We start from the raw sequence: 17,532 nt of genomic DNA on the forward strand, positions 1-17,532 counted from the left end.
CGTGAAGCCTCTGCGCGCCATTCTCGGGACGGCAAGCGCGTCGGACAAGATCATCGCCCTGTCCGAGGGCGACGATCCCCGCGTTGTCGAAGGCGCGGTGAAAGCCGTGAAAGAGAATGTCGCGCGGATCATCCTGATCGGAGACAGGGCCGAGGTTTCGGCCCTTCTCAGCACGCACGAGGGATTTGACCCGGGCCGGATCGACATTCACGACCCGGCCACCTCTGACCTGACGCCCGGCCTTGCGCAGGCGCTGTATGAGCGGCGCAAGCACAAGGGCCTGACGCTGGATGAGGCGCGCCAGCAGATCACAAACCGCCTGACCTACGCCGCAATGCTGGTGCAACAGGACATCGCCGACGGCACGGTCGGCGGCGCGGTCGAGACCACCTCGGACACCGTGCGCGCCGCGTTGCAGATCATCGGCACCGCGCCCGATGCGGCGATGGTGTCCAGCTTCTTCCTGATGCTGTTCTGTCAGGACCATCACGAGGTCAAAGGCGCCCGCATCTTTGCCGATTGCGGTCTGGTCGTGGACCCCGACGCGCAGGAAATGGCGGAAATCGCCCGCGCTTCGGCTGACTCCTACACCACCCTGACCGGCGATACAGCGCGCGTTGCGATGCTGTCCTTTTCCACCTCGGGCAGCGCAGATCATCCCAAGGTCTCGAAAGTGGTCGAGGCAACGCAGATCGCGCGCGCCAAGGCCCCAACCCTGCTGATAGACGGAGAGCTGCAATTCGACGCCGCCTTCGTCCCCGAAGTCGCCGCAACCAAGGCCACGGACTCACCGTTAAAGGGCGAGGCAAATGTCTTCGTCTTCCCCAGCCTGAATGCCGGAAACCTTGGCTATAAGATCGCGCAGCGCATCGGCGGGGTCGAGGCCATCGGCCCGGTTCTGCAAGGTTTGGCAAAACCCGCCAACGACCTGTCGCGCGGCTGCACGTCCGAGGACATTCTGCACATGATCGCGGTCACCGCAGTTCAGGCGCAACATAATGACGGCGGGAAATAAGTTGCCCCGTCGCCCAGAAATGAAAAAATTGTTCCGAATTTTCGCAATCCGTGGGAATGATCGGGTCAAAAGCAGACAGGGGGGCGCTTTTTGAACCAGCCAGTGATCAACACCTCACCAAAGGTCTCGGACGAGGTCCGCAAGACCACCTGCTACATGTGCGCCTGCCGCTGCGGTATCAACGTCCACATGAAGGACGGCAAGGTCGCCTATATCGAAGGCAACCGGGACCACCCCGTCAACAAGGGCGTGTTATGCGCCAAGGGCAGCGCGGGGATCATGCAGGTCAATGCACCCTCGCGCCTGCGCAAACCGCTGCGCCGTGTGGGGCCGCGCGGTTCAGGCGAGTTCCGGGAGATCGAGTGGGACGAGGCGATCAGCACCGCTGTCGGCTGGCTGAACGAGCTGCACGAGACCGCCCCGCATAAGCTGGCCTTTTTCACCGGACGCGACCAAAGCCAGAGTTTCACCAGTTTCTGGGCGCAGCATTTCGGTACGCCAAACTATGCGGCCCATGGCGGGTTCTGCTCGGTCAATATGGCCGCCGGTGGCATCTACACCATGGGCGGTGCCTTCTGGGAGTTTGGCCAGCCCGACTGGGACCACACCAAGCTGTTCATGCTGTTCGGCGTGGCCGAGGACCATGACAGCAACCCTATCAAGATGGGGATCGGCAAGATCAAGGCACGCGGCGCGCGGGTGATCGGGGTGAACCCGATCCGCTCGGGCTATAACGCGGTGGCTGACGATTGGGTCGGGATCACGCCGGGCACCGACGGGCTCTTCATCCTGTCGCTGATCCATGTGCTGATGAAGGCGGGCAAGATCGACCTTGACTACCTCAGCCGCTACACCAACGCCCCCGTCTTGGTGAACGCCGCCGAGGGCCCCGAACAGGGCCTATTCCTGCGCGATGCCGATGGCAAACCGCTGGTGATTGACCGTCTGACAGGCGAGCCAACCGCCTTCGACAAACCCGGCGTCCGTCCGGATTTGTCGGCGACCTATGACAAAGATGGCGTCACCCACCGCCCGGTCTTTCACCTGATGGCCGAGAAATACCTGTCCGACGAGCACGCCCCCGAAAACGTGGCCGACCGCTGCGGCATCCCTGCCCAACGCATCCGCGCCATCGCCGCCGAAATCGCCCGCGTCGCTTTCGACGAAGCGATCGAGCTGGACCACGAATGGACTGACTTCCGAGGCGAAAAACACTCCAAAATGACGGGCCGACCGGTCAGTTTCCACGCCATGCGCGGAATCTCGGCCCATGCCAACGGCTTTCAGACCTGCCGCGCCCTGCACGTACTGCAAATCCTTCTGGGCACGGTCGAAGTTCCCGGCGGCTTCCGCTTCAAACCGCCCTACCCCAAACCGGTCGAGGCGCACCCCACCCCACACGGCGACCGCCGCCCCGGTCGCCCTCTGGAAGGCCCGCACCTTGGCTTCCCGCGCGGCCCCGAGGACTTGCTTCTGGACGACCAAGGCAACGCCCAGCGCATCGACAAAGCGTTCACTTGGGAAAACCCGATGTCAGCGCATGGGCTGATGCATATGGTGATCTCGAACGCCGCCGCCGGTGATCCCTACAAAATCGACACGCTGTTCATGTATATGGCCAACATGTCGTGGAACTCCTCCATGAACACCAAGGGTGTGATGGAGATGCTGTCGGCCAAGACCGAAGACGGCAAATACGTCATCCCAAAGATCATCTACTCGGATGCCTATTCCTCGGAAATGGTGGCCTATGCCGACCTGATCCTGCCCGACACCACCTATCTGGAACGGCACGACTGTATCTCGCTGCTGGACCGCCCAATTTGCGAGGCCGACGCCGCCGCCGACGCCATCCGCTGGCCGGTGGTGGAACCCGACCGCGACGTGCGCGGGTTCCAATCGGTGCTAATCGAACTGGCCAACCGCATGAAACTGCCGGGTTTCACCAATGAAGACGGCACTGCCAAGTGGAAGGACTATGCCGACTACATCGTCAACCACGAACGCAAACCGGGCATCGGCCCTCTGGCCGGGTTCCGGGGCGAAGACGGCGACAAAGAAGGCCGCGGCGCGGTCAACCCCGACCAGTTGAACCGCTACATCGAAAACGGTGGTTTCTACGTCGCGCACATCCCCAAAGGCGCGGATTACTACAAACCGTGGAACACCGCCTATCAAGACTGGGCCGTCAGCATGGGCATTTATGACAGCCCGCAGCCCTACCTGTTCCAACTCTATTCCGAACCAATGCGCAAATTCCAACTGGCCGCCGAAGGGCATGGTGACCGCCAGCCCCCCGAGCATCTGCGTCAGCGCCTCAAGGATACAATGGACCCGCTGCCCATCTGGTACGAAACCGACCAGCAGGGCAACGACGGGTTTACTGTCAACGCCCTGACCCAACGCCCCATGGCGATGTATCACAGCTGGGGCACTCAGAACGCCTGGCTACGACAACTCCACGGCCGCAACCCGCTCTATGTCCCAACAAAACTCATGCGTGAACATGACCTGCAAGACGGCGACTGGGCCAAAGTCACCTCGCCCCACGGCGAGATCACTGTCCCGGTCATGGAAATGGCCGCGCTCAACGACAACACCGTTTGGACATGGAACGCCATCGGCAAGCGCAAAGGCGCCTGGGCTTTGCAAGAGGACGCCCCCGAAGCCACCAAAGGGTTCCTCCTCAACCACTTGATCCACGAATTGCTCCCGCCCAAAGGTGATGGGATGCGATGGGCCAACTCGGACCCGGTGACAGGTCAGGCGGCATGGTTCGACCTCAAGGTCAAAATCGAAAAGACCACCCCTCCGACCGACGCGCAAAGCCAACCTGAATTCGACCCGATCCAATCCCCTGTGGGCACCGGCCCAAAGGATCTCGCCTGGAAGGTTGGCAAATGACCGGATCCGCGCTTCATCTGGCCAAAAATATCCCGGGGTCTGGGGCAGAGCCCCAGCCGACCCTCACCACACGCACAGAGGCACGCCCGTCATGACCCAGCTCCCCCAAACGACCGAGCGCAAAATGGGCCTCGTCATCGACCTTGATACCTGCGTCGGCTGCCATGCCTGCGTGATCTCGTGCAAGGGCTGGAACACCGAAAACTATGGGGCGCCCTTGTCCGATCAGGACGCCTATGGCGCCAACCCATCAGGCACGTTCCTGAACCGCGTCCACTCGTACGAGGTTCAGCCCGCCGAAGGCCATGCCCAACTAATCCACTTTCCAAAATCCTGCCTGCATTGCGAGGACGCGCCTTGCGTCACCGTCTGCCCAACCGGGGCCAGCTACAAGCGGGTCGAGGATGGCATTGTGCTGGTCAATGAAAGCGACTGCATTGGTTGCGGACTCTGTGCATGGTCCTGTCCCTACGGAGCGCGGGAGATGGACTTGGCAGAAGGGGTGATGAAGAAATGCACGCTCTGCGTGGACCGTATCTACAATGAAAACCTGCCCGAGGTGGATCGTGTCCCCTCCTGTGTGCGTACATGCCCCGCAGGAGCGCGGCATTTCGGCGATCTGGGAGACCCCGAAAGCGATGTCAGCAAATTGGTTGCCGAGCGAGAAGGCATGGACCTGATGCCCGAGATGGGCACCAAGCCTGTGAACAAATACCTGCCACCGCGCCCCAAGGACCAGGTGGAAGACCAGATTGACATTCTGGCACCGCTGCTGGCCCCGGTCGCTGAAGAACCCAAGGGCTTTATCGGCTGGCTCGACAAAGCTCTGGAGAAGCTCTGATGCATCCAGCCCCTTCCGTCATCATCTTCACCACCCTGTCCGGTCTGGGATTTGGTCTTCTCTTCTTTCTGGGCCTTGGGATGCCGGACGTCACCGGTTGGGTTGCGTTCGCTTTCTTTGTGATCGCCTATGGTCTGTCTGTTGGCGGGCTGATGGCCTCGACCTTCCACCTTGGGCACCCGGAACGTGCTTGGAAGGCGTTCACGCAATGGAGGTCCAGTTGGCTTAGCCGCGAAGGATGGTGCGCAGTTATCGCACTGATCGTCATGGGTCTTTACGCGCTCGGAGCCGTCTTTCTGGGACAACGGTGGAGCGTGCTCGGGCTTATCGGGTCCGTGTTTTCGCTGGCGACTGTTTTTACGACGTCCATGATCTATACCCAACTCAAGACCATCCCGCGCTGGAACATGAAGTTGACGCCGGCACTGTTCCTGAGTTTCAGCCTGGCTGGGGGCGCACTGCTTGCAGGTCAAACCGGGTTGGCCGTTCCTTTGTTGCTGATCGCCGCGACTATTCAAGCGTTGTATTGGTGGCAGAGCGACAAGGCGTTCGCGCAGTCAGGAACCAACCTAGGCACTGCTACGGGTCTGGGGTCGCGTGGGGCAGTTCGGGCTTTTGAACCACCTCACACGGGGACGAACTATCTATTGCGGGAGTTCGTGCACGTCGTGGGGCGCAAGCATACTGAGAAACTGAGGATCATTTCGTTTCTGCTGGCGTTCTTCGCCCCAGTTGTTTTACTGTTTCTGCCGTTCAACCACTTTTTCGCGCTGCTTGCGGTGCTCTCGCATCTGACGGGCGTGGCCGTGTCACGCTGGTTGTTTTTCGCGCAGGCCGAGCACGTGGTCGGATTGTATTACGGCAAACGGTAAGGAAGGGGGCCAGCCCCCTTCTTGGTCTTTCAGACCAATTCATCCCCCGGGATATTTTCAGCCAGATGAAAGGCGGACCCCACCAAGGGTCAGCCGAGCTATACGAGACCGGCGTGGGCCATTGCCGCATCAATCGCGGATTTGGTGCCGTCTTCCAGTTCTGTCAGCGGCGAACGGACCTCGGTACTGCAGAGGCCAAGTTTACTGAGGGCGTATTTTGCGCCCACTAGACCCGGTTCAATAAAGATCGCCTCGTGCAAAGGCATTAACCGGTCCTGGTATTCCAGCGCTTTGGCATAATCACCTTCAAGGGTCGCCTGCTGGAATTCGGCGCAGAGCTTAGGTGCCACGTTTGCTGTTACTGATATGCAGCCCACGCCCCCATGCGCATTGAAGCCCAGCGCGGTTGCGTCCTCGCCCGACAATTGACAGAAATCTGCGCCGCAGGTGGCGCGCTGCTGGCTGACACGCACCAGATCACCGGTGGCGTCTTTGACCCCAACAATGCGCGGCAACTGCGCCAGCTCTCCCATCGTTTCAGGCGTCATGTCGACGACCGAGCGGCCCGGTATGTTGTAGATGATGATCGGAATATCGGCGCAGTCATGCAGCGCGCGGAAATGCGTGATCAACCCTTTTTGCGTCGGCTTGTTGTAATAGGGGGTCACGACCAGCGCGGCATCGGCACCAACTTTCTGTGCGAATCGCACGAAGCGGATAGCCTCGACCGTATTGTTCGATCCTGCACCCGCGATCACGGGCACGCGTCCGGCCGAGGCCTTCACGACCTCTGCGACGACGGTTTCGTGTTCTTCGTGGCTGAGGGTGGGGCTTTCTCCGGTGGTGCCGACAGGAACCAAGCCCGTCGACCCTTCCTGAATCTGCCATTCGACCAACCGTTTGAGCATATCCAGGTCCAACTCGCCGTTAGTGAACGGGGTAACCAGGGCTGGCATCGAGCCTTTGAACATGACACGCTCCTCAGAGTGCAGTTGGCAATTATTGTGCCGCCAGCGATCACAATCTGCGCGATGTGAGTTGATCCCGGCGGCGCAAGGTTTATCCTGAATGGCTCTATCCTTGGTTGGTTAGGAAATGCAAGGCATGACACGCGTTCTGACGCTATTGATGGCAATGATTCTGGGATCATTCGGGCAGGCGCATGCCGACGCAGCGAGCGATCTGCGCGCCGGGCTGGATGAAATGCGCAAGGGCGACTGGAACGCCGCTTTGCGCGAAGCCGGTGCCCGGGGGTCCGTATCGCGTGACATAATCGTCTGGCATTGGCTGCGCGAAGGTTTTGGCAGTTCCGGTGATGTATTGGTCTTTCTGGAACGTCGCCCGGACTGGCCCGGTTTGACATGGCTGCGCCGCAAAAGCGAACCGGCATTTACCGGAGCGGATCCTGACCGTGTCTTGAAATTCTATGCCGAAATACCGCCGCAGACGGCGGAAGGTGCCTTGAACTATGCCGTGGCACTCAAGTCCAAGGGGCGTCCGGGGGATGCCGAGGCGGATATTGTTGCGGCGTGGCGGACCATGCCGATGGGCAAAGGTCTGCAGAAGGATTACCTTGAAAACTTCGGCAAGCTCCTCAAACCCCACCATGAGGCCCGGCTGGATCGGATGCTGTGGGACAACCACCTTGTCAGCGCGGGGCAGATGCTGCCTTTGGTCGGGTCTGATCATCGTAAACTGGCCGAAGCCCGGATCGCCCTGCAAAAGCGTCTGCCCGGTGTAGATGGTAAGGTTGCCGCCGTTCCCAAGTCACTGGCAGACTCTCCGGGGCTGGCATTTGACCGGTTTGTCTGGCGGGACAGAAAGGAACTGGATGACAGCGCCATTGACCTGATGCTGGCGCGGTCCACTGGTCCCGAGTCTTTGGGCGAACCGGACAAATGGGCCGAAGGCCGCCGTCGGCTGGCGCGGCTGGAGATGCGCGGCGGCGATGCCAACCGTGCCTATGAAATCGCGGCCAACCACCACATGACACCAGAAATGGGCTATGGATATGCCGATCTTGAATGGCTGTCAGGCTTCCTTGCCCTGCGCAAGCTGAACGACCCGGCGACCGCCGTGCGTCATTTCCAGAATTTCTCGGACGCCGTTCAGTCGCCTATCTCGAAAGGGCGGGGCGGGTATTGGCTTGGGCGGGCTCACGCAGCACAGGGCAATGCGGAAAAGGCCTACGAAGCCTATGCGATGGGCGCGGACCATCAGACCTCTTTCTACGGTTTGCTGGCGGCCGAGCAGATTGGCCGCCCCTTCGACGGTGAATTGGCAAATCCAAGACGCGCGCCGCATTGGAAACAGGCCGAATTCGCCGAATCCAGCGTGCTGGAGGCGGGGTTGCTGCTGTTGCAAGCTGGCGAAGCAAACCTGTCTGAGCGGTTCCTGACACATTTGGTGGAGGATCTGGACTCGGTTGAGGCAACCCAGTTGGGCGATCTGGTGATCGAACTGAAAGAGCCGCATCTGGCGGTGATGATTGCCAAGCGCGCGGCCAAAACCGGTGTTGTCCTTCCTGCTGCCTATTACCCGGTGCACCCGGTGGCCGATCTGGGCCTGCCGATGGCGAAAGAAATGACGTTGGCCATTGCCCGGCGCGAAAGCGAGTTCGATCCGGTTGTCATCAGTGGTGCAGGCGCCCGAGGGTTGATGCAGGTCATGCCTGCGACCGCGCAGCTTGTTGCCAAGAACATGGGCATTCTCAGCGGTCATAAAACGGGCAAGCTGACGTCGGACTGGCAATACAATGCCAAGCTGGGGGCGAATTACCTGTCTGGACTGGCGGCGGATTTCAACGGCAACGTCGTGATGATGGCCGCCGGATATAACGCCGGACCGCGCAGACCGATCTCGTGGATGGGGCGGTATGGTGACCCGCGCGCAGGTGAGATCGACGTTGTCGACTGGATCGAGACGATCCCGTTCAGCGAGACCCGCAATTACGTGATGCGCGTCGCCGAAAGCCTGCCGGTCTACCGCGCCCGTCTGGGCCAACCGGCCCTGCCGATCCCGTTTTCGCAGGAGTTGATAGGTTCAACCTTGGCGGCGTTCGCGCCATAGGGTGAACAGACCAGCAGCGATGACCAGCCCGGCGCCAATGACGACGGCGGGCCGTAGGGTTTCGCCAAATACCGAGATACCCAGAATTGCGCTCCACATCAGATGGAAATAGGCGAAGGGTTGCACGGCGCTGGCTTCCGCCATTTCATAGCATTTGATCAGCAGCCAATGCCCCAGCACCCCGCTGAGGCACAGCAACCCCATCCAGAACCAATCGCGGCTTTCCATCGGCTCCCAGAACCACATGCCGACCGCAGTCATGGCGACCGCTCCGGCGATACCGGTCCAGAAAAAGCTGGTTGCGGTGCTGTCCTGCCGGGCGACATACCGGGTCAGCAACCCGTAGACGGCAAACATCAGGGCCGAGATCAGGGGGATTACGGCCAACGGATTGAACACGCCCATACCGGGTTGGAGGATAATCAGAACACCCATGCAGCCAACGCCAATCGCCATCCACCGCCGCCAGCCTACCTTTTCGCCCAGTACCGGACCGCTGAGCGCCGCAATCAGAAGCGGATAGCAGATGAACACGGCCTGACTTTCGATCAGGCCCAGAACGGTAAAGGCATAAACGGCCACGCAAATCTCGCCGGCAAGCAGGACACCGCGCAATATCTGCCATCCCAGTTGGCTGGTCCGCGCCGTCACCCCGATACCACCCGGAGCGCGCAGGGCCAGTGCCACAACAAACGCGGCAAAGAACCAGTACCGGATCATGACGACCATGTAGGTGTTGTAGGTTCCGGCAAGGTGGCGGGACATGCCGTCCTGCAACGCAAACACAACAGTTGCCGCGATCATCAGGGCGATCCCCGCGCGCGTATTGTTCTGCTGCGTCATGATCTGACCGCCCGCGTCATGTGGCGTTTGCGGCCATATCCCGGCGCGCGGGTGACAGAAAAACCCGCCTCCTCCAATCCGCGGCGAACGAAACCAGCAGCCGTGTAGGTTGCGGCAGAGCCGCCGGGGGCCGTATGATCAGCCACATGCTGCATCAGCTCAGCCCCCCACAGCTCTGGGTTCTTGGCCGGAGAGAACCCGTCCAGAAACCACGCATCCGCGGACGTGTTCCATTTGGGCAGGGTCTCGCGCGCGTCCCCTTCGATAACCTCAAGTCGCAGCGTACCCAGATTGCACGATCCTCCGCGCCAGTGCTGCAGAAAACGCGTGCTCCAGGGGGCGATTTCGGGGAAAGCCTCCAGCGCGCGGGACATATCCGCAGGGTCCATTGGGTAGGCTTCGAAACTGGTAAAGCTCAGTGGTGTCGTTTGCCCGGACTTCTCCCACTCTGACCACACCGTCAGCATATTCAGGCCGGTGCCAAACCCAAGTTCGGCAATATGAAATCCCGGTGCGAAACGCGCAGGCAGGTCGTTGCCGTCAAGAAAGACATGGCGCGTCTCAGCCAGCCCGTTCTGTAACGAGTAATAAGGATCGTCGAACCGGTCTGAAACAGGTATTTGATCGTCGGTCCAAGTCAGTTCGGCGCGCTGGTCTGCCATCGGGGAATCCTGTAGCTAAGCGGCGCGACACTGAACAAGGAAAAGGGGTTTGGCAATGGTCGATGTGACGGTACGCGGCGCGGGTATCTTTGGCCTGTCCATCGCCTGGACCTGCGCCCGACGCGGTGCAAAAGTTCAGGTCGTTGATCTTTTCGGCGCGGGCGCGGGATCAAGCGGCGGGCTGGTCGGTGCCCTTGCCCCCCATGTCCCCGAGAACTGGAACGCGAAAAAAGCCTTTCAGTTCGACAGCCTGATCATGGCCGAACCTTTCTGGACACAAGTCGAGGAAACTGGCGGGGTGTCAGCGGGTTACGCACGGCTGGGTCGGCTGCAACCCATTCCCGACGCCAGAACCCTGGAGCTGGCTTACGCCCGTGCGGATACGGCGGCTGAACTGTGGCAGGGCAAGGCGGATTGGCGTGTCGTTGAGACCGCAACACTTGGATCGTGGTGCCCACCCAGCCCAACCGGGTACGTGATTCACGACACGCTTAGTGCCCGGATGCACCCACGGCGCGCCTGTGCCGCGCTGGTATCGGCGCTGGCCGTTATGGGTGTTGATGTGGTGACCGACGCGCCAGACAAGGGGCACGTCGTTCACGCCACCGGGTTGGCCGGGCTGCAGGAACTCAACGACGCATTTGGGAAAGTCGTCGGCAATGGCGTCAAAGGACAGGCCGCATTGTTGCGGTTCGACGCCGGAGAGGTTCCTCAGCTCTTTGCCGATACGGTCCATATCGTGCCGCATGCGGATGGCACGCTGGCCATCGGCTCAACCTCCGAGCGGGAGTATGACGATCCGACCAGCACTGATGCCGCGCTTGCGGATGTGTTGGAGCGCGCCATGCGCGCGGTCCCTGTTCTGCACGGGGCCGAGGTGATCGAACGCTGGGCCGGGGTTCGTCCCCGCAGCAAAAGCCGGGCCCCGATGCTGGGCGCGCATCCTTTGCACAAGGGGCAGTTCATCGCCAATGGTGGGTTCAAAATCGGCTTTGGAATGGCCCCGAAGGTGGCCGCAGTCATGGCCGATCTGATACTGGACGACCGCGATACGATCCCAGACGAATTCCGGCCCGAAGCATCACTGTGACCGCGCGGCGGCATCGGCAATCATACATTGCCGCCCGTCGGGGCCGCGTACCCACATGCTCTGACCGTTCCGGCACAAGGTCGCGGTTTCGGTATGCATCAACGGCGATGTCGCGCGGAACGAAAACCGTGCAAGCGGACCCATCACATCCTCGGCGAACAGCATCAACAACTGGGCCAGCAGCGGCCCATGCACGACCAGACCGTCATACCCTTCGACCTGACGCGCATAGTCCAGATCATAGTGGATACGGTGACCGTTGAACGTCAGCGCCGAGTATCGAAACAACAAAGTCGAGTCGAAAGATACCTCGCGCCGATCGGTCTCATCGGTCCGTGCGACCGACGGCACGGGGCGCGGTTCCGTGTCAGATGGATCATTGCGATAAACGAGGTCCTGCCATTCGGTCAGACAATGCGTTTCATCCTGCCAAATCTCGTGGCGAAGCGTGACAAAGGCCAGCGGCCCGGTTCGTCCTGTTTTGGACACAAGATTTTCCCGAACCGAACGCTGTTCGGCTGCCTGACCTGCAACAAGCGGCGCATGAAACTCCAACCGTCCACCCGCCCACATCCGGCGTGGCAAGCCCATGTCAGGGATCAGGCCCCCGCCAACCTTTGGATGACCGTCCCGTCCAAGACGGTCCGGTGGCTGCGGCGTCCAGAAATAAAGCTGGTGGAAAAAGGCAGGCAGGGGTGTGCCAACCCCGATGGTCCCGCCCTGCCCCAGCGCGATCTGAAACGCAGCGGCACGGGTCGGGTCCAGAACATCTGTCTGTTTTTCCTCCGTCATGGCAAAACCCTAGACAGACGAAGGTTCACCGACAAGCGGCCCGCGACGATCAGAAACCAGCCTCGGCGCGCAGCTTCTGCATCAGAGTTTGCAGTACGCTTTCATATCTTTCGCTGGTCAGCTTCCCTTGCTCATCAAATTCACTGGAACTGCTGGCCAGATGAATTTCCGGCCCCTGCAGAATACGCGGCTGGAACGGCACCATATAGCCGCGCAGCACCATTTGGGCCCGCTCACCGCCTGCGCGACCTGCGGCGGCGGACATCACGGCAACGGGTTTGTCGGCCCACGGTTTGCCCTTGGTTCGGCTCACCCAATCCAGCGCGTTCTTCAACACACCAGACGGACCCTTGTTGTATTCCGGGGTCGAGATGATCACGGCATGCGCCTGCGCGATCTGGTCCGCCAGCAGTTGCACCGGCTCGGGGATACCTTCGCCATCCTCCAGATCACCGTCATAAAGCGGCAGGTTCAGGTCTGCCTCGACATATGTCCCCGGATCAAACAGCCGCGCGGCTTCGCGCAGCAGCTTACGGTTGGTTGCGCTCTGGCGCAGCGACCCGGACAGGCCAAGCAGGATCGGTTCAGACATGGTAGGGCTCCGTGATGGTGTCTTCACTAGTTAGCGCGACACATCTGCGCGCCAAAGCCCCCATGACGCGCAGTCAATGTGCAAAAAAGCCAAGGCACCTGACGGTACCCCGTCAGGTTCAGGTGCGCCCGTTTGGAATGATCTCGATATCAACCCGGCGGTTACGGGCCTTGCCTTCGGGTGTCAGGTTCGAGGCCGCTGGGCGGTTCTCACCCAGTCCAATCGTGCTGATCCGGGCACTGTTGACACCATTGGCCTGCAAAATATCGGCGACCGAGCGGGCCCGGCGTTCTGAAAGGGCCTGATTGTACGACGCCTCACCGTCGCTGTCCGTATGACCGATGACCTGCACGGTCGAGTTGGGGTAATTCACCAGGTTTTGCCCCACCCGTACCAGATCAGCCCGCAGCGCCGGGCGCACGGTCGAGCTGTCGGTGTCAAAGGTTATGTCGTTCGGCACGGTGACAATCAGCCGGTCCCCGGCATTGGTCACGGTGATCCCCTGATTGGCCAGTTGCTGGCGCAGTTCTGCGGCCTGCTGGTCCAGTTGGTTACCGATCAGGCCACCGCCAGCCGCACCAATCGCACCACCGGCCAGCGCGCCAAGAAGCGGATCAGAGCCATTCGCAATCGCGCCAACACCCGCGCCAACCAAACCGCCCAGGATCGCACCCTGTTTTGTGTTCTGGTTTGGATCGGCTGGCAAATTCAGCGTGCCGGGGTCGGTACACGCGCCCAAAAACATTGCCGAGCACAGCCCGGCGGAAACAACAAACTTGGAAACGGTCATGAAATCACCTTCTGCTCTGGCACCCGTTTGCCGGGGCCATCTTGTTCAGTGCAGTATATCGCGCCGACGCAGCGCAGGCTCAAGCAACAATCCGGTGATATCGGCAGTTACCTGCCAATCATTGTTGTGTGGCAGCGTCCCAGCGATTTTGCTCTTGCCATATCGCGCGAAGCGGCGCGCCTTGACCGCAAAAGTGATCGTCGATCAAGTCACAGGACCAGATGCGGTCGGTCCGAAAATGGCGAAACCCGTTTCTTAACTCGCACCATGCGGCAAGCATCGTGCACTCGATATGATAGATCAGCGCAACCGGGCGGACGGTCCGTTCTGTCCGTTCGCCGTCCGAATTGACATAGGTGATACGGATCTTGCGCTCGGACCGGATCGCCTCACGATAGTTCACGACCTGAACGCATCCCTTTTCAGGGTCGTCCGTGGGCGCACCCCACGGGGCCACTTGCAGCCAATCCGCCGGCGCGCGCAGGGCGTCGATTTTGCGACACACCCGATCGGCAGCCTGTTGCAGCGTGCTGTCGCCGGTCCGCGCCAGCATGGACAGGCCAACCCACAATGCCTCGACCTCTTCCGCGTCGAAGTTCAGTGGCGGCAGATCATAACCACGGCGCATCAGATACCCGATGCCTGCCTCACCTTCGATTGGGGTGCGCTGCGCCTGCAACGCGGCAATGTCGCGATACACCGTCCGCACCGAAACCTCGAGCTTTTCGGCAAGCATCTCGGCGGTGACGGGCGCGTTTGAGGCGCGCAGGATTTGGATGATCTCAAACAAACGAGTCGAACGGCGCATGGAAATCTCCGGCTAAACTGCTGACACTCTAACACACTCCCCTGACAGGGTGGTGTCAGCAGTGATCGGCAAGGCTGGACCAACACGAAAAAGGATGCCCTCCATGCCAAGCCGAGACAATCATGTTCTGATGACCCTCAAACTGGGTCAATGGTCCGACAAGCACAGCCTGCGCGCCTTTGAAATTGAGCGCGAAATCGCAAAGAGCCGTCAGCGCTGCACCCCCAGACGACGCACAAGGCGGTTTTCTCTGGGCAATCTCAAGCTGCTCTGGAGCAGTGCTATCTGACCTTAAAAGTCGGGGGCGGCACGGAATTTCATTGAAACGCCGCCCTCGGGGTTTTTCAGGCGCAGTTCTTCAGAATGCAGCATAAGGCGCGGATAGTCGCGCGCCGCGCCGTCCGCATAAAACGGGTCGCCCAGAATTGGGTGCCCCAATGCCTGCATGTGGACCCGTAACTGATGGGACCGCCCGGTTTTTGGAAACAGGCGTACACGGGTCGTGTCGCCTTGGTGTTTGACAACACGCCATTCCGTGACAGCGGGTTTGCCTGTCTCATGACACACCATCTGACGCGGGCGATTGGGCCAATCCACGATCAGCGGCAGATCAATGGTGCCGGTTCTGGGCTCAACCCTGCCAAACACACGCGCAACATAGGTTTTGCGGGTCTGGCGTTTCTCGAACTGCATGCTCAGATGCCGTTGGGCGTGCGGGGTCTGCGCGAACACCATCACCCCCGACGTATCCCGATCCAGCCGGTGCACCAGCAAGGCCTGCGCAAAAGCGGCCTGCACTCGCGTCAACAGGCAATCAGCCAGATGCTCTCCGCGGCCCGGAACCGACAACAGGCCCGATGGCTTATTCACCACGATCAGTTGCGCGTCTTCATACAGCACGTCCAAAGGTGTTTGGGGCGGAGAATAGGGTTCGCTCATGCGCGCCTGCCTATCGCAGCCTGCTGCCTCCCGCAACGTCGTCCTTGCTTGCGTCGCACAGTTCCGCAACTCTGCGCCAAAAGCGGAGGAAAGATCATGCATCCCACAATCGAGCGCATGCAAGAAGTTGTTGCCAAAGGTGACGAAACCAAAATTCACGAGCTGCTGGCCGAGGATGTGCGGTTTTCACCACCCACCTACTACAACACGTGGACAGGGCGCGCTCCGGTGGCGGCGGTACTGGGACATGTGGGGCAGGTGTTCTCGGATTTTCGCTATCGCCGGGTTATGGGCGACGGCAAAGACTGGGCGTTGGAATTTCAGTGCAAGGTCGGCGATCTGGACGCGGTCGGCGTCGATCTGATTACCTTGAATGACGAGGGTCTGATACAGGAATTCGAAGTCGTCATGCGCCCCTACAAGACGATTGGCGCCCTGCGCGAGGCGATGATGGCCCGTGTCATGACCGATCCGCGTTTTCTGGAATACAAAAACGCACTGAGCTGATCATGCCAGTTGCCGCAGACCAGTTGTTGCGTGTGCCATTGCTGCCAGTTCTGGCCGCGCAAGGCCTGTCTGTCCGTCGCAAAGCGCAACTTCTGCCCGAACCCATTGGCCCCCGCAGCGGCTGCGACGGACGAGGGCCGCGCCTGCGTCTTCTAATCGCCGGGGACAGCTCAGCCGCCGGCGTCGGCGCTGGCACACAGGCACAGGCGCTTTCTGGACATCTGGTCCGGGAACTGTCCCGGCACTACACCGTCGAATGGCAGCTTGAAGCCATGACCGGTCACACCACCCAGGATACGCTTGACCGTCTGCAGGATTTAGGCGGTCAGTTTGACATGGCAGTCACAGCGCTGGGTGTGAATGATGTCACGCGCGGTGTCACACGCAAGAAATTCGCTGAGCGACAAACGCGGTTGATGTCCCTTCTGATCCAGCAGCTTGGCGTTCGTCGCATCGTTGCGACTGCTGTTCCCCAGATGGCCCGGTTCCCGGCGCTGCCGCAGCCATTGGCCTGGGTTCTGGGCCAGCAAGCCGCCCGATTGGATCAGGCTTTGCAACAGGTCACCGCCGGGTTTTCTCAGGCGCGTCATCTGACGCTGAACTTGCCTGACGATCCGGCATTGGCCGCGCCGGACGGCTATCATCCCAGCCCTAAAACCTATGCAATCTGGGCATCCGAAGCCGCAGCACTCCTCCGTCACGCCTGAGCGCGTATCTGCCGGATCATCGGGATCGAATACACGACCAGCGCGGCCCAGATCAGCGGAAAGGCAATCATCCTCCCCCTGTCCACCTGCTCGCCAAAAACTGTGATCGCAGTGATGAAGATCATGGTCGGTGCAATGTATTGCAATATGCCCATCGTCGACAGGCGCACCAACTTGGCCCCGTTCGCATAAACCAGCAGCGGGACGGCTGTCACCACCCCGGCGGCGGCCAGCAACATGGTGTCTGAAACTGTTGCCCCAAAATGTCCGGAACCTTCTGCGCCAAGCCATGTCACATATACCAGGGCAGGGATCAAAAGGATCAGAAGTTCAAGCAGAAACCCCTGATTTGGGCCGATAGGCAACGAACGCTTGAAGAATGCGTAGAACCCCCAACTGACCATCAGGCCCAAGGCCGCCCAGGGCAAACTCCCTGCCTGAAGCACCAAGACCAAAACTCCGGCGGCGGCAAGACCGACAGCAATCAACTGCGTTTTGTTAAGCGGTTCCCGTAGCAGAACCGCACCCAACGCAATACTGAACAGAGGGTTGATATAGTACCCAAGCGCCGCGTCCAACGCGTTTCCACTGGCAATGGCCCAGACGTAGATCGCCCAATTTACGGAAATCAGCGCAGCGGTCAAACAGGCCATGCCCAACATTCGAGGGTTTTGCAATGCCGCTTTCAGGTCCGCAGTTCGCCCAAGCGCAATCAGCAACGCACCGGCCACGGGAACGGACCATATGACCCGATGCGCCACAATCTCAACAGGGCCAATATGCGCCAATGCCTTCATGTAGAGCGGCAGAAACCCCCACAAAACATAGGCCGTAACCGCCAGAGCCAACCCCCTCGGCGTGTCTGCATTATTCGGCGGTACAGGGGCGTCTGCCATGGTGAGTCTCCGATCGATCTTGAAGCTCTGTAAGGCAAATGCAGTTGCGAAGAAAACCGCGAAATCTGTGACGACCCTCATCATGAAAACTGATGTGTCGCGCCCGATGCACCGGCTCAACATGCGAGGCTCTGCCTCGCGCTCCGGGATATTTACAGCCAGATGAAGAACGGATCCCCTGCTTCATCTGGCCTCAAATATCCCG

General features: G+C 60.4%; 18 protein-coding genes. 9 read left to right on the forward strand and 9 right to left on the reverse strand.

The window, feature by feature from the left end:
- The first annotated feature begins 1 nt into the window (after window position 1).
- The 4 genes from pta (at window position 2) to ACR0MS_RS14015 (ending at window position 5,632) form a co-directional block, all read left to right on the forward strand.
- Complete coding sequence (gene pta / locus ACR0MS_RS14000) at window positions 2-1,015, forward strand: phosphate acetyltransferase (protein WP_480574286.1); 1,014 nt, start codon at window positions 2-4, stop codon at window positions 1,013-1,015.
- Between the two features lie 90 nt (window positions 1,016-1,105).
- On the forward strand, window positions 1,106-3,919 hold the full coding sequence (locus ACR0MS_RS14005) for a molybdopterin oxidoreductase family protein (protein ID WP_480574289.1): 2,814 nt from the start codon (window positions 1,106-1,108) through the stop codon (window positions 3,917-3,919).
- A 91-nt stretch (window positions 3,920-4,010) separates the two neighbouring features.
- Window positions 4,011-4,760: a 4Fe-4S dicluster domain-containing protein gene (locus ACR0MS_RS14010; RefSeq protein ID WP_480574292.1), complete on the forward strand. Its 750-nt coding sequence runs from the start codon at window positions 4,011-4,013 to the stop codon at window positions 4,758-4,760.
- Window positions 4,760-5,632 carry a dimethyl sulfoxide reductase anchor subunit family protein gene (locus tag ACR0MS_RS14015; protein WP_480574295.1) on the forward strand — a complete coding sequence of 291 codons (873 nt, stop codon included), beginning with the start codon at window positions 4,760-4,762 and terminating at the stop codon, window positions 5,630-5,632. Before ACR0MS_RS14010 ends, ACR0MS_RS14015 begins: the two co-directional genes overlap by 1 nt.
- Window positions 5,633-5,730: 98 nt before the next feature.
- Here ACR0MS_RS14015 and dapA read toward each other — a convergent pair whose 3' ends face one another.
- Window positions 5,731-6,603 (reverse strand): 4-hydroxy-tetrahydrodipicolinate synthase, encoded by an 873-nt coding sequence (gene dapA, locus ACR0MS_RS14020; protein ID WP_480574298.1) that lies wholly within the window; start codon window positions 6,601-6,603, stop codon window positions 5,731-5,733.
- 133 nt (window positions 6,604-6,736) lie between these two features.
- Between dapA and ACR0MS_RS14025 the strand changes: the two genes are divergently transcribed.
- Window positions 6,737-8,701, forward strand: a complete 1,965-nt coding sequence (locus tag ACR0MS_RS14025) for a lytic transglycosylase domain-containing protein (RefSeq protein WP_480574300.1) — start codon at window positions 6,737-6,739, stop codon at window positions 8,699-8,701.
- On the opposite strand, the gene ACR0MS_RS14030 is transcribed toward ACR0MS_RS14025, so the two are convergent.
- A complete protein-coding gene (locus ACR0MS_RS14030; RefSeq protein WP_170485739.1) occupies window positions 8,675-9,544 on the reverse strand; it encodes a DMT family transporter in 870 nt (289 codons plus the stop codon). The genes ACR0MS_RS14025 and ACR0MS_RS14030 overlap by 27 nt on opposite strands.
- Window positions 9,541-10,206 carry a tRNA (5-methylaminomethyl-2-thiouridine)(34)-methyltransferase MnmC2 gene (mnmC2, locus tag ACR0MS_RS14035; RefSeq protein WP_480574303.1) on the reverse strand — a complete coding sequence of 222 codons (666 nt, stop codon included), beginning with the start codon at window positions 10,204-10,206 and terminating at the stop codon, window positions 9,541-9,543. Before mnmC2 ends, ACR0MS_RS14030 begins: the two co-directional genes overlap by 4 nt.
- A 55-nt stretch (window positions 10,207-10,261) precedes the next feature.
- Between mnmC2 and ACR0MS_RS14040 the strand changes: the two genes are divergently transcribed.
- Window positions 10,262-11,296, forward strand: coding sequence for an NAD(P)/FAD-dependent oxidoreductase (locus tag ACR0MS_RS14040; RefSeq protein WP_480574306.1), 1,035 nt, complete (start codon window positions 10,262-10,264; stop codon window positions 11,294-11,296).
- Here the strand turns inward: ACR0MS_RS14040 and ACR0MS_RS14045 are convergent.
- The 4 genes from ACR0MS_RS14045 to ACR0MS_RS14060 all read right to left on the reverse strand — a co-directional run bounded on the left by ACR0MS_RS14045 (window position 11,288) and on the right by ACR0MS_RS14060 (window position 14,278).
- Window positions 11,288-12,088: an HTD2 family dehydratase gene (locus ACR0MS_RS14045; protein ID WP_480574309.1), complete on the reverse strand. Its 801-nt coding sequence runs from the start codon at window positions 12,086-12,088 to the stop codon at window positions 11,288-11,290. The genes ACR0MS_RS14040 and ACR0MS_RS14045 overlap by 9 nt on opposite strands.
- Before the next feature lie 49 nt (window positions 12,089-12,137).
- On the reverse strand, window positions 12,138-12,680 hold the full coding sequence (locus ACR0MS_RS14050; RefSeq protein WP_480574312.1) for an NADPH-dependent FMN reductase: 543 nt from the start codon (window positions 12,678-12,680) through the stop codon (window positions 12,138-12,140).
- Between the two features lie 118 nt (window positions 12,681-12,798).
- Window positions 12,799-13,470, reverse strand: a complete 672-nt coding sequence (locus ACR0MS_RS14055) for a YiaD family glycine zipper/OmpA-like lipoprotein (RefSeq protein ID WP_480574315.1) — start codon at window positions 13,468-13,470, stop codon at window positions 12,799-12,801.
- 118 nt (window positions 13,471-13,588) lie between these two features.
- Window positions 13,589-14,278 (reverse strand): helix-turn-helix transcriptional regulator, encoded by a 690-nt coding sequence (locus tag ACR0MS_RS14060; RefSeq protein ID WP_480574318.1) that lies wholly within the window; start codon window positions 14,276-14,278, stop codon window positions 13,589-13,591.
- Window positions 14,279-14,381: 103 nt separating this feature from the next.
- Here ACR0MS_RS14060 and ACR0MS_RS14065 point away from each other — a divergent pair, with 103 nt between their 5' ends.
- Window positions 14,382-14,567 carry a hypothetical protein gene (locus ACR0MS_RS14065; protein ID WP_480574321.1) on the forward strand — a complete coding sequence of 62 codons (186 nt, stop codon included), beginning with the start codon at window positions 14,382-14,384 and terminating at the stop codon, window positions 14,565-14,567.
- 2 nt (window positions 14,568-14,569) lie between these two features.
- Here the strand turns inward: ACR0MS_RS14065 and ACR0MS_RS14070 are convergent, their stop codons facing one another.
- Window positions 14,570-15,217, reverse strand: a complete 648-nt coding sequence (locus ACR0MS_RS14070) for an RluA family pseudouridine synthase (RefSeq protein ID WP_480574324.1) — start codon at window positions 15,215-15,217, stop codon at window positions 14,570-14,572.
- A gap of 96 nt (window positions 15,218-15,313) precedes the next feature.
- Between ACR0MS_RS14070 and ACR0MS_RS14075 the strand changes: the two genes are divergently transcribed.
- Both ACR0MS_RS14075 and ACR0MS_RS14080 read left to right on the forward strand, forming a co-directional pair.
- Window positions 15,314-15,724 carry a nuclear transport factor 2 family protein gene (locus ACR0MS_RS14075; RefSeq protein ID WP_480574327.1) on the forward strand — a complete coding sequence of 137 codons (411 nt, stop codon included), beginning with the start codon at window positions 15,314-15,316 and terminating at the stop codon, window positions 15,722-15,724.
- A gap of 2 nt (window positions 15,725-15,726) precedes the next feature.
- Window positions 15,727-16,431: an SGNH/GDSL hydrolase family protein gene (locus tag ACR0MS_RS14080; protein WP_480574330.1), complete on the forward strand. Its 705-nt coding sequence runs from the start codon at window positions 15,727-15,729 to the stop codon at window positions 16,429-16,431.
- Here the strand turns inward: ACR0MS_RS14080 and rarD are convergent.
- On the reverse strand, window positions 16,422-17,327 hold the full coding sequence (rarD, locus tag ACR0MS_RS14085) for an EamA family transporter RarD (RefSeq protein ID WP_480574333.1): 906 nt from the start codon (window positions 17,325-17,327) through the stop codon (window positions 16,422-16,424). The two genes, ACR0MS_RS14080 and rarD, sit on opposite strands and share 10 nt — an antisense overlap.
- Between the last annotated feature and the right edge of the window lie 205 nt (window positions 17,328-17,532).

Source organism: Ruegeria sp. CJ2 (assembly GCF_056536745.1).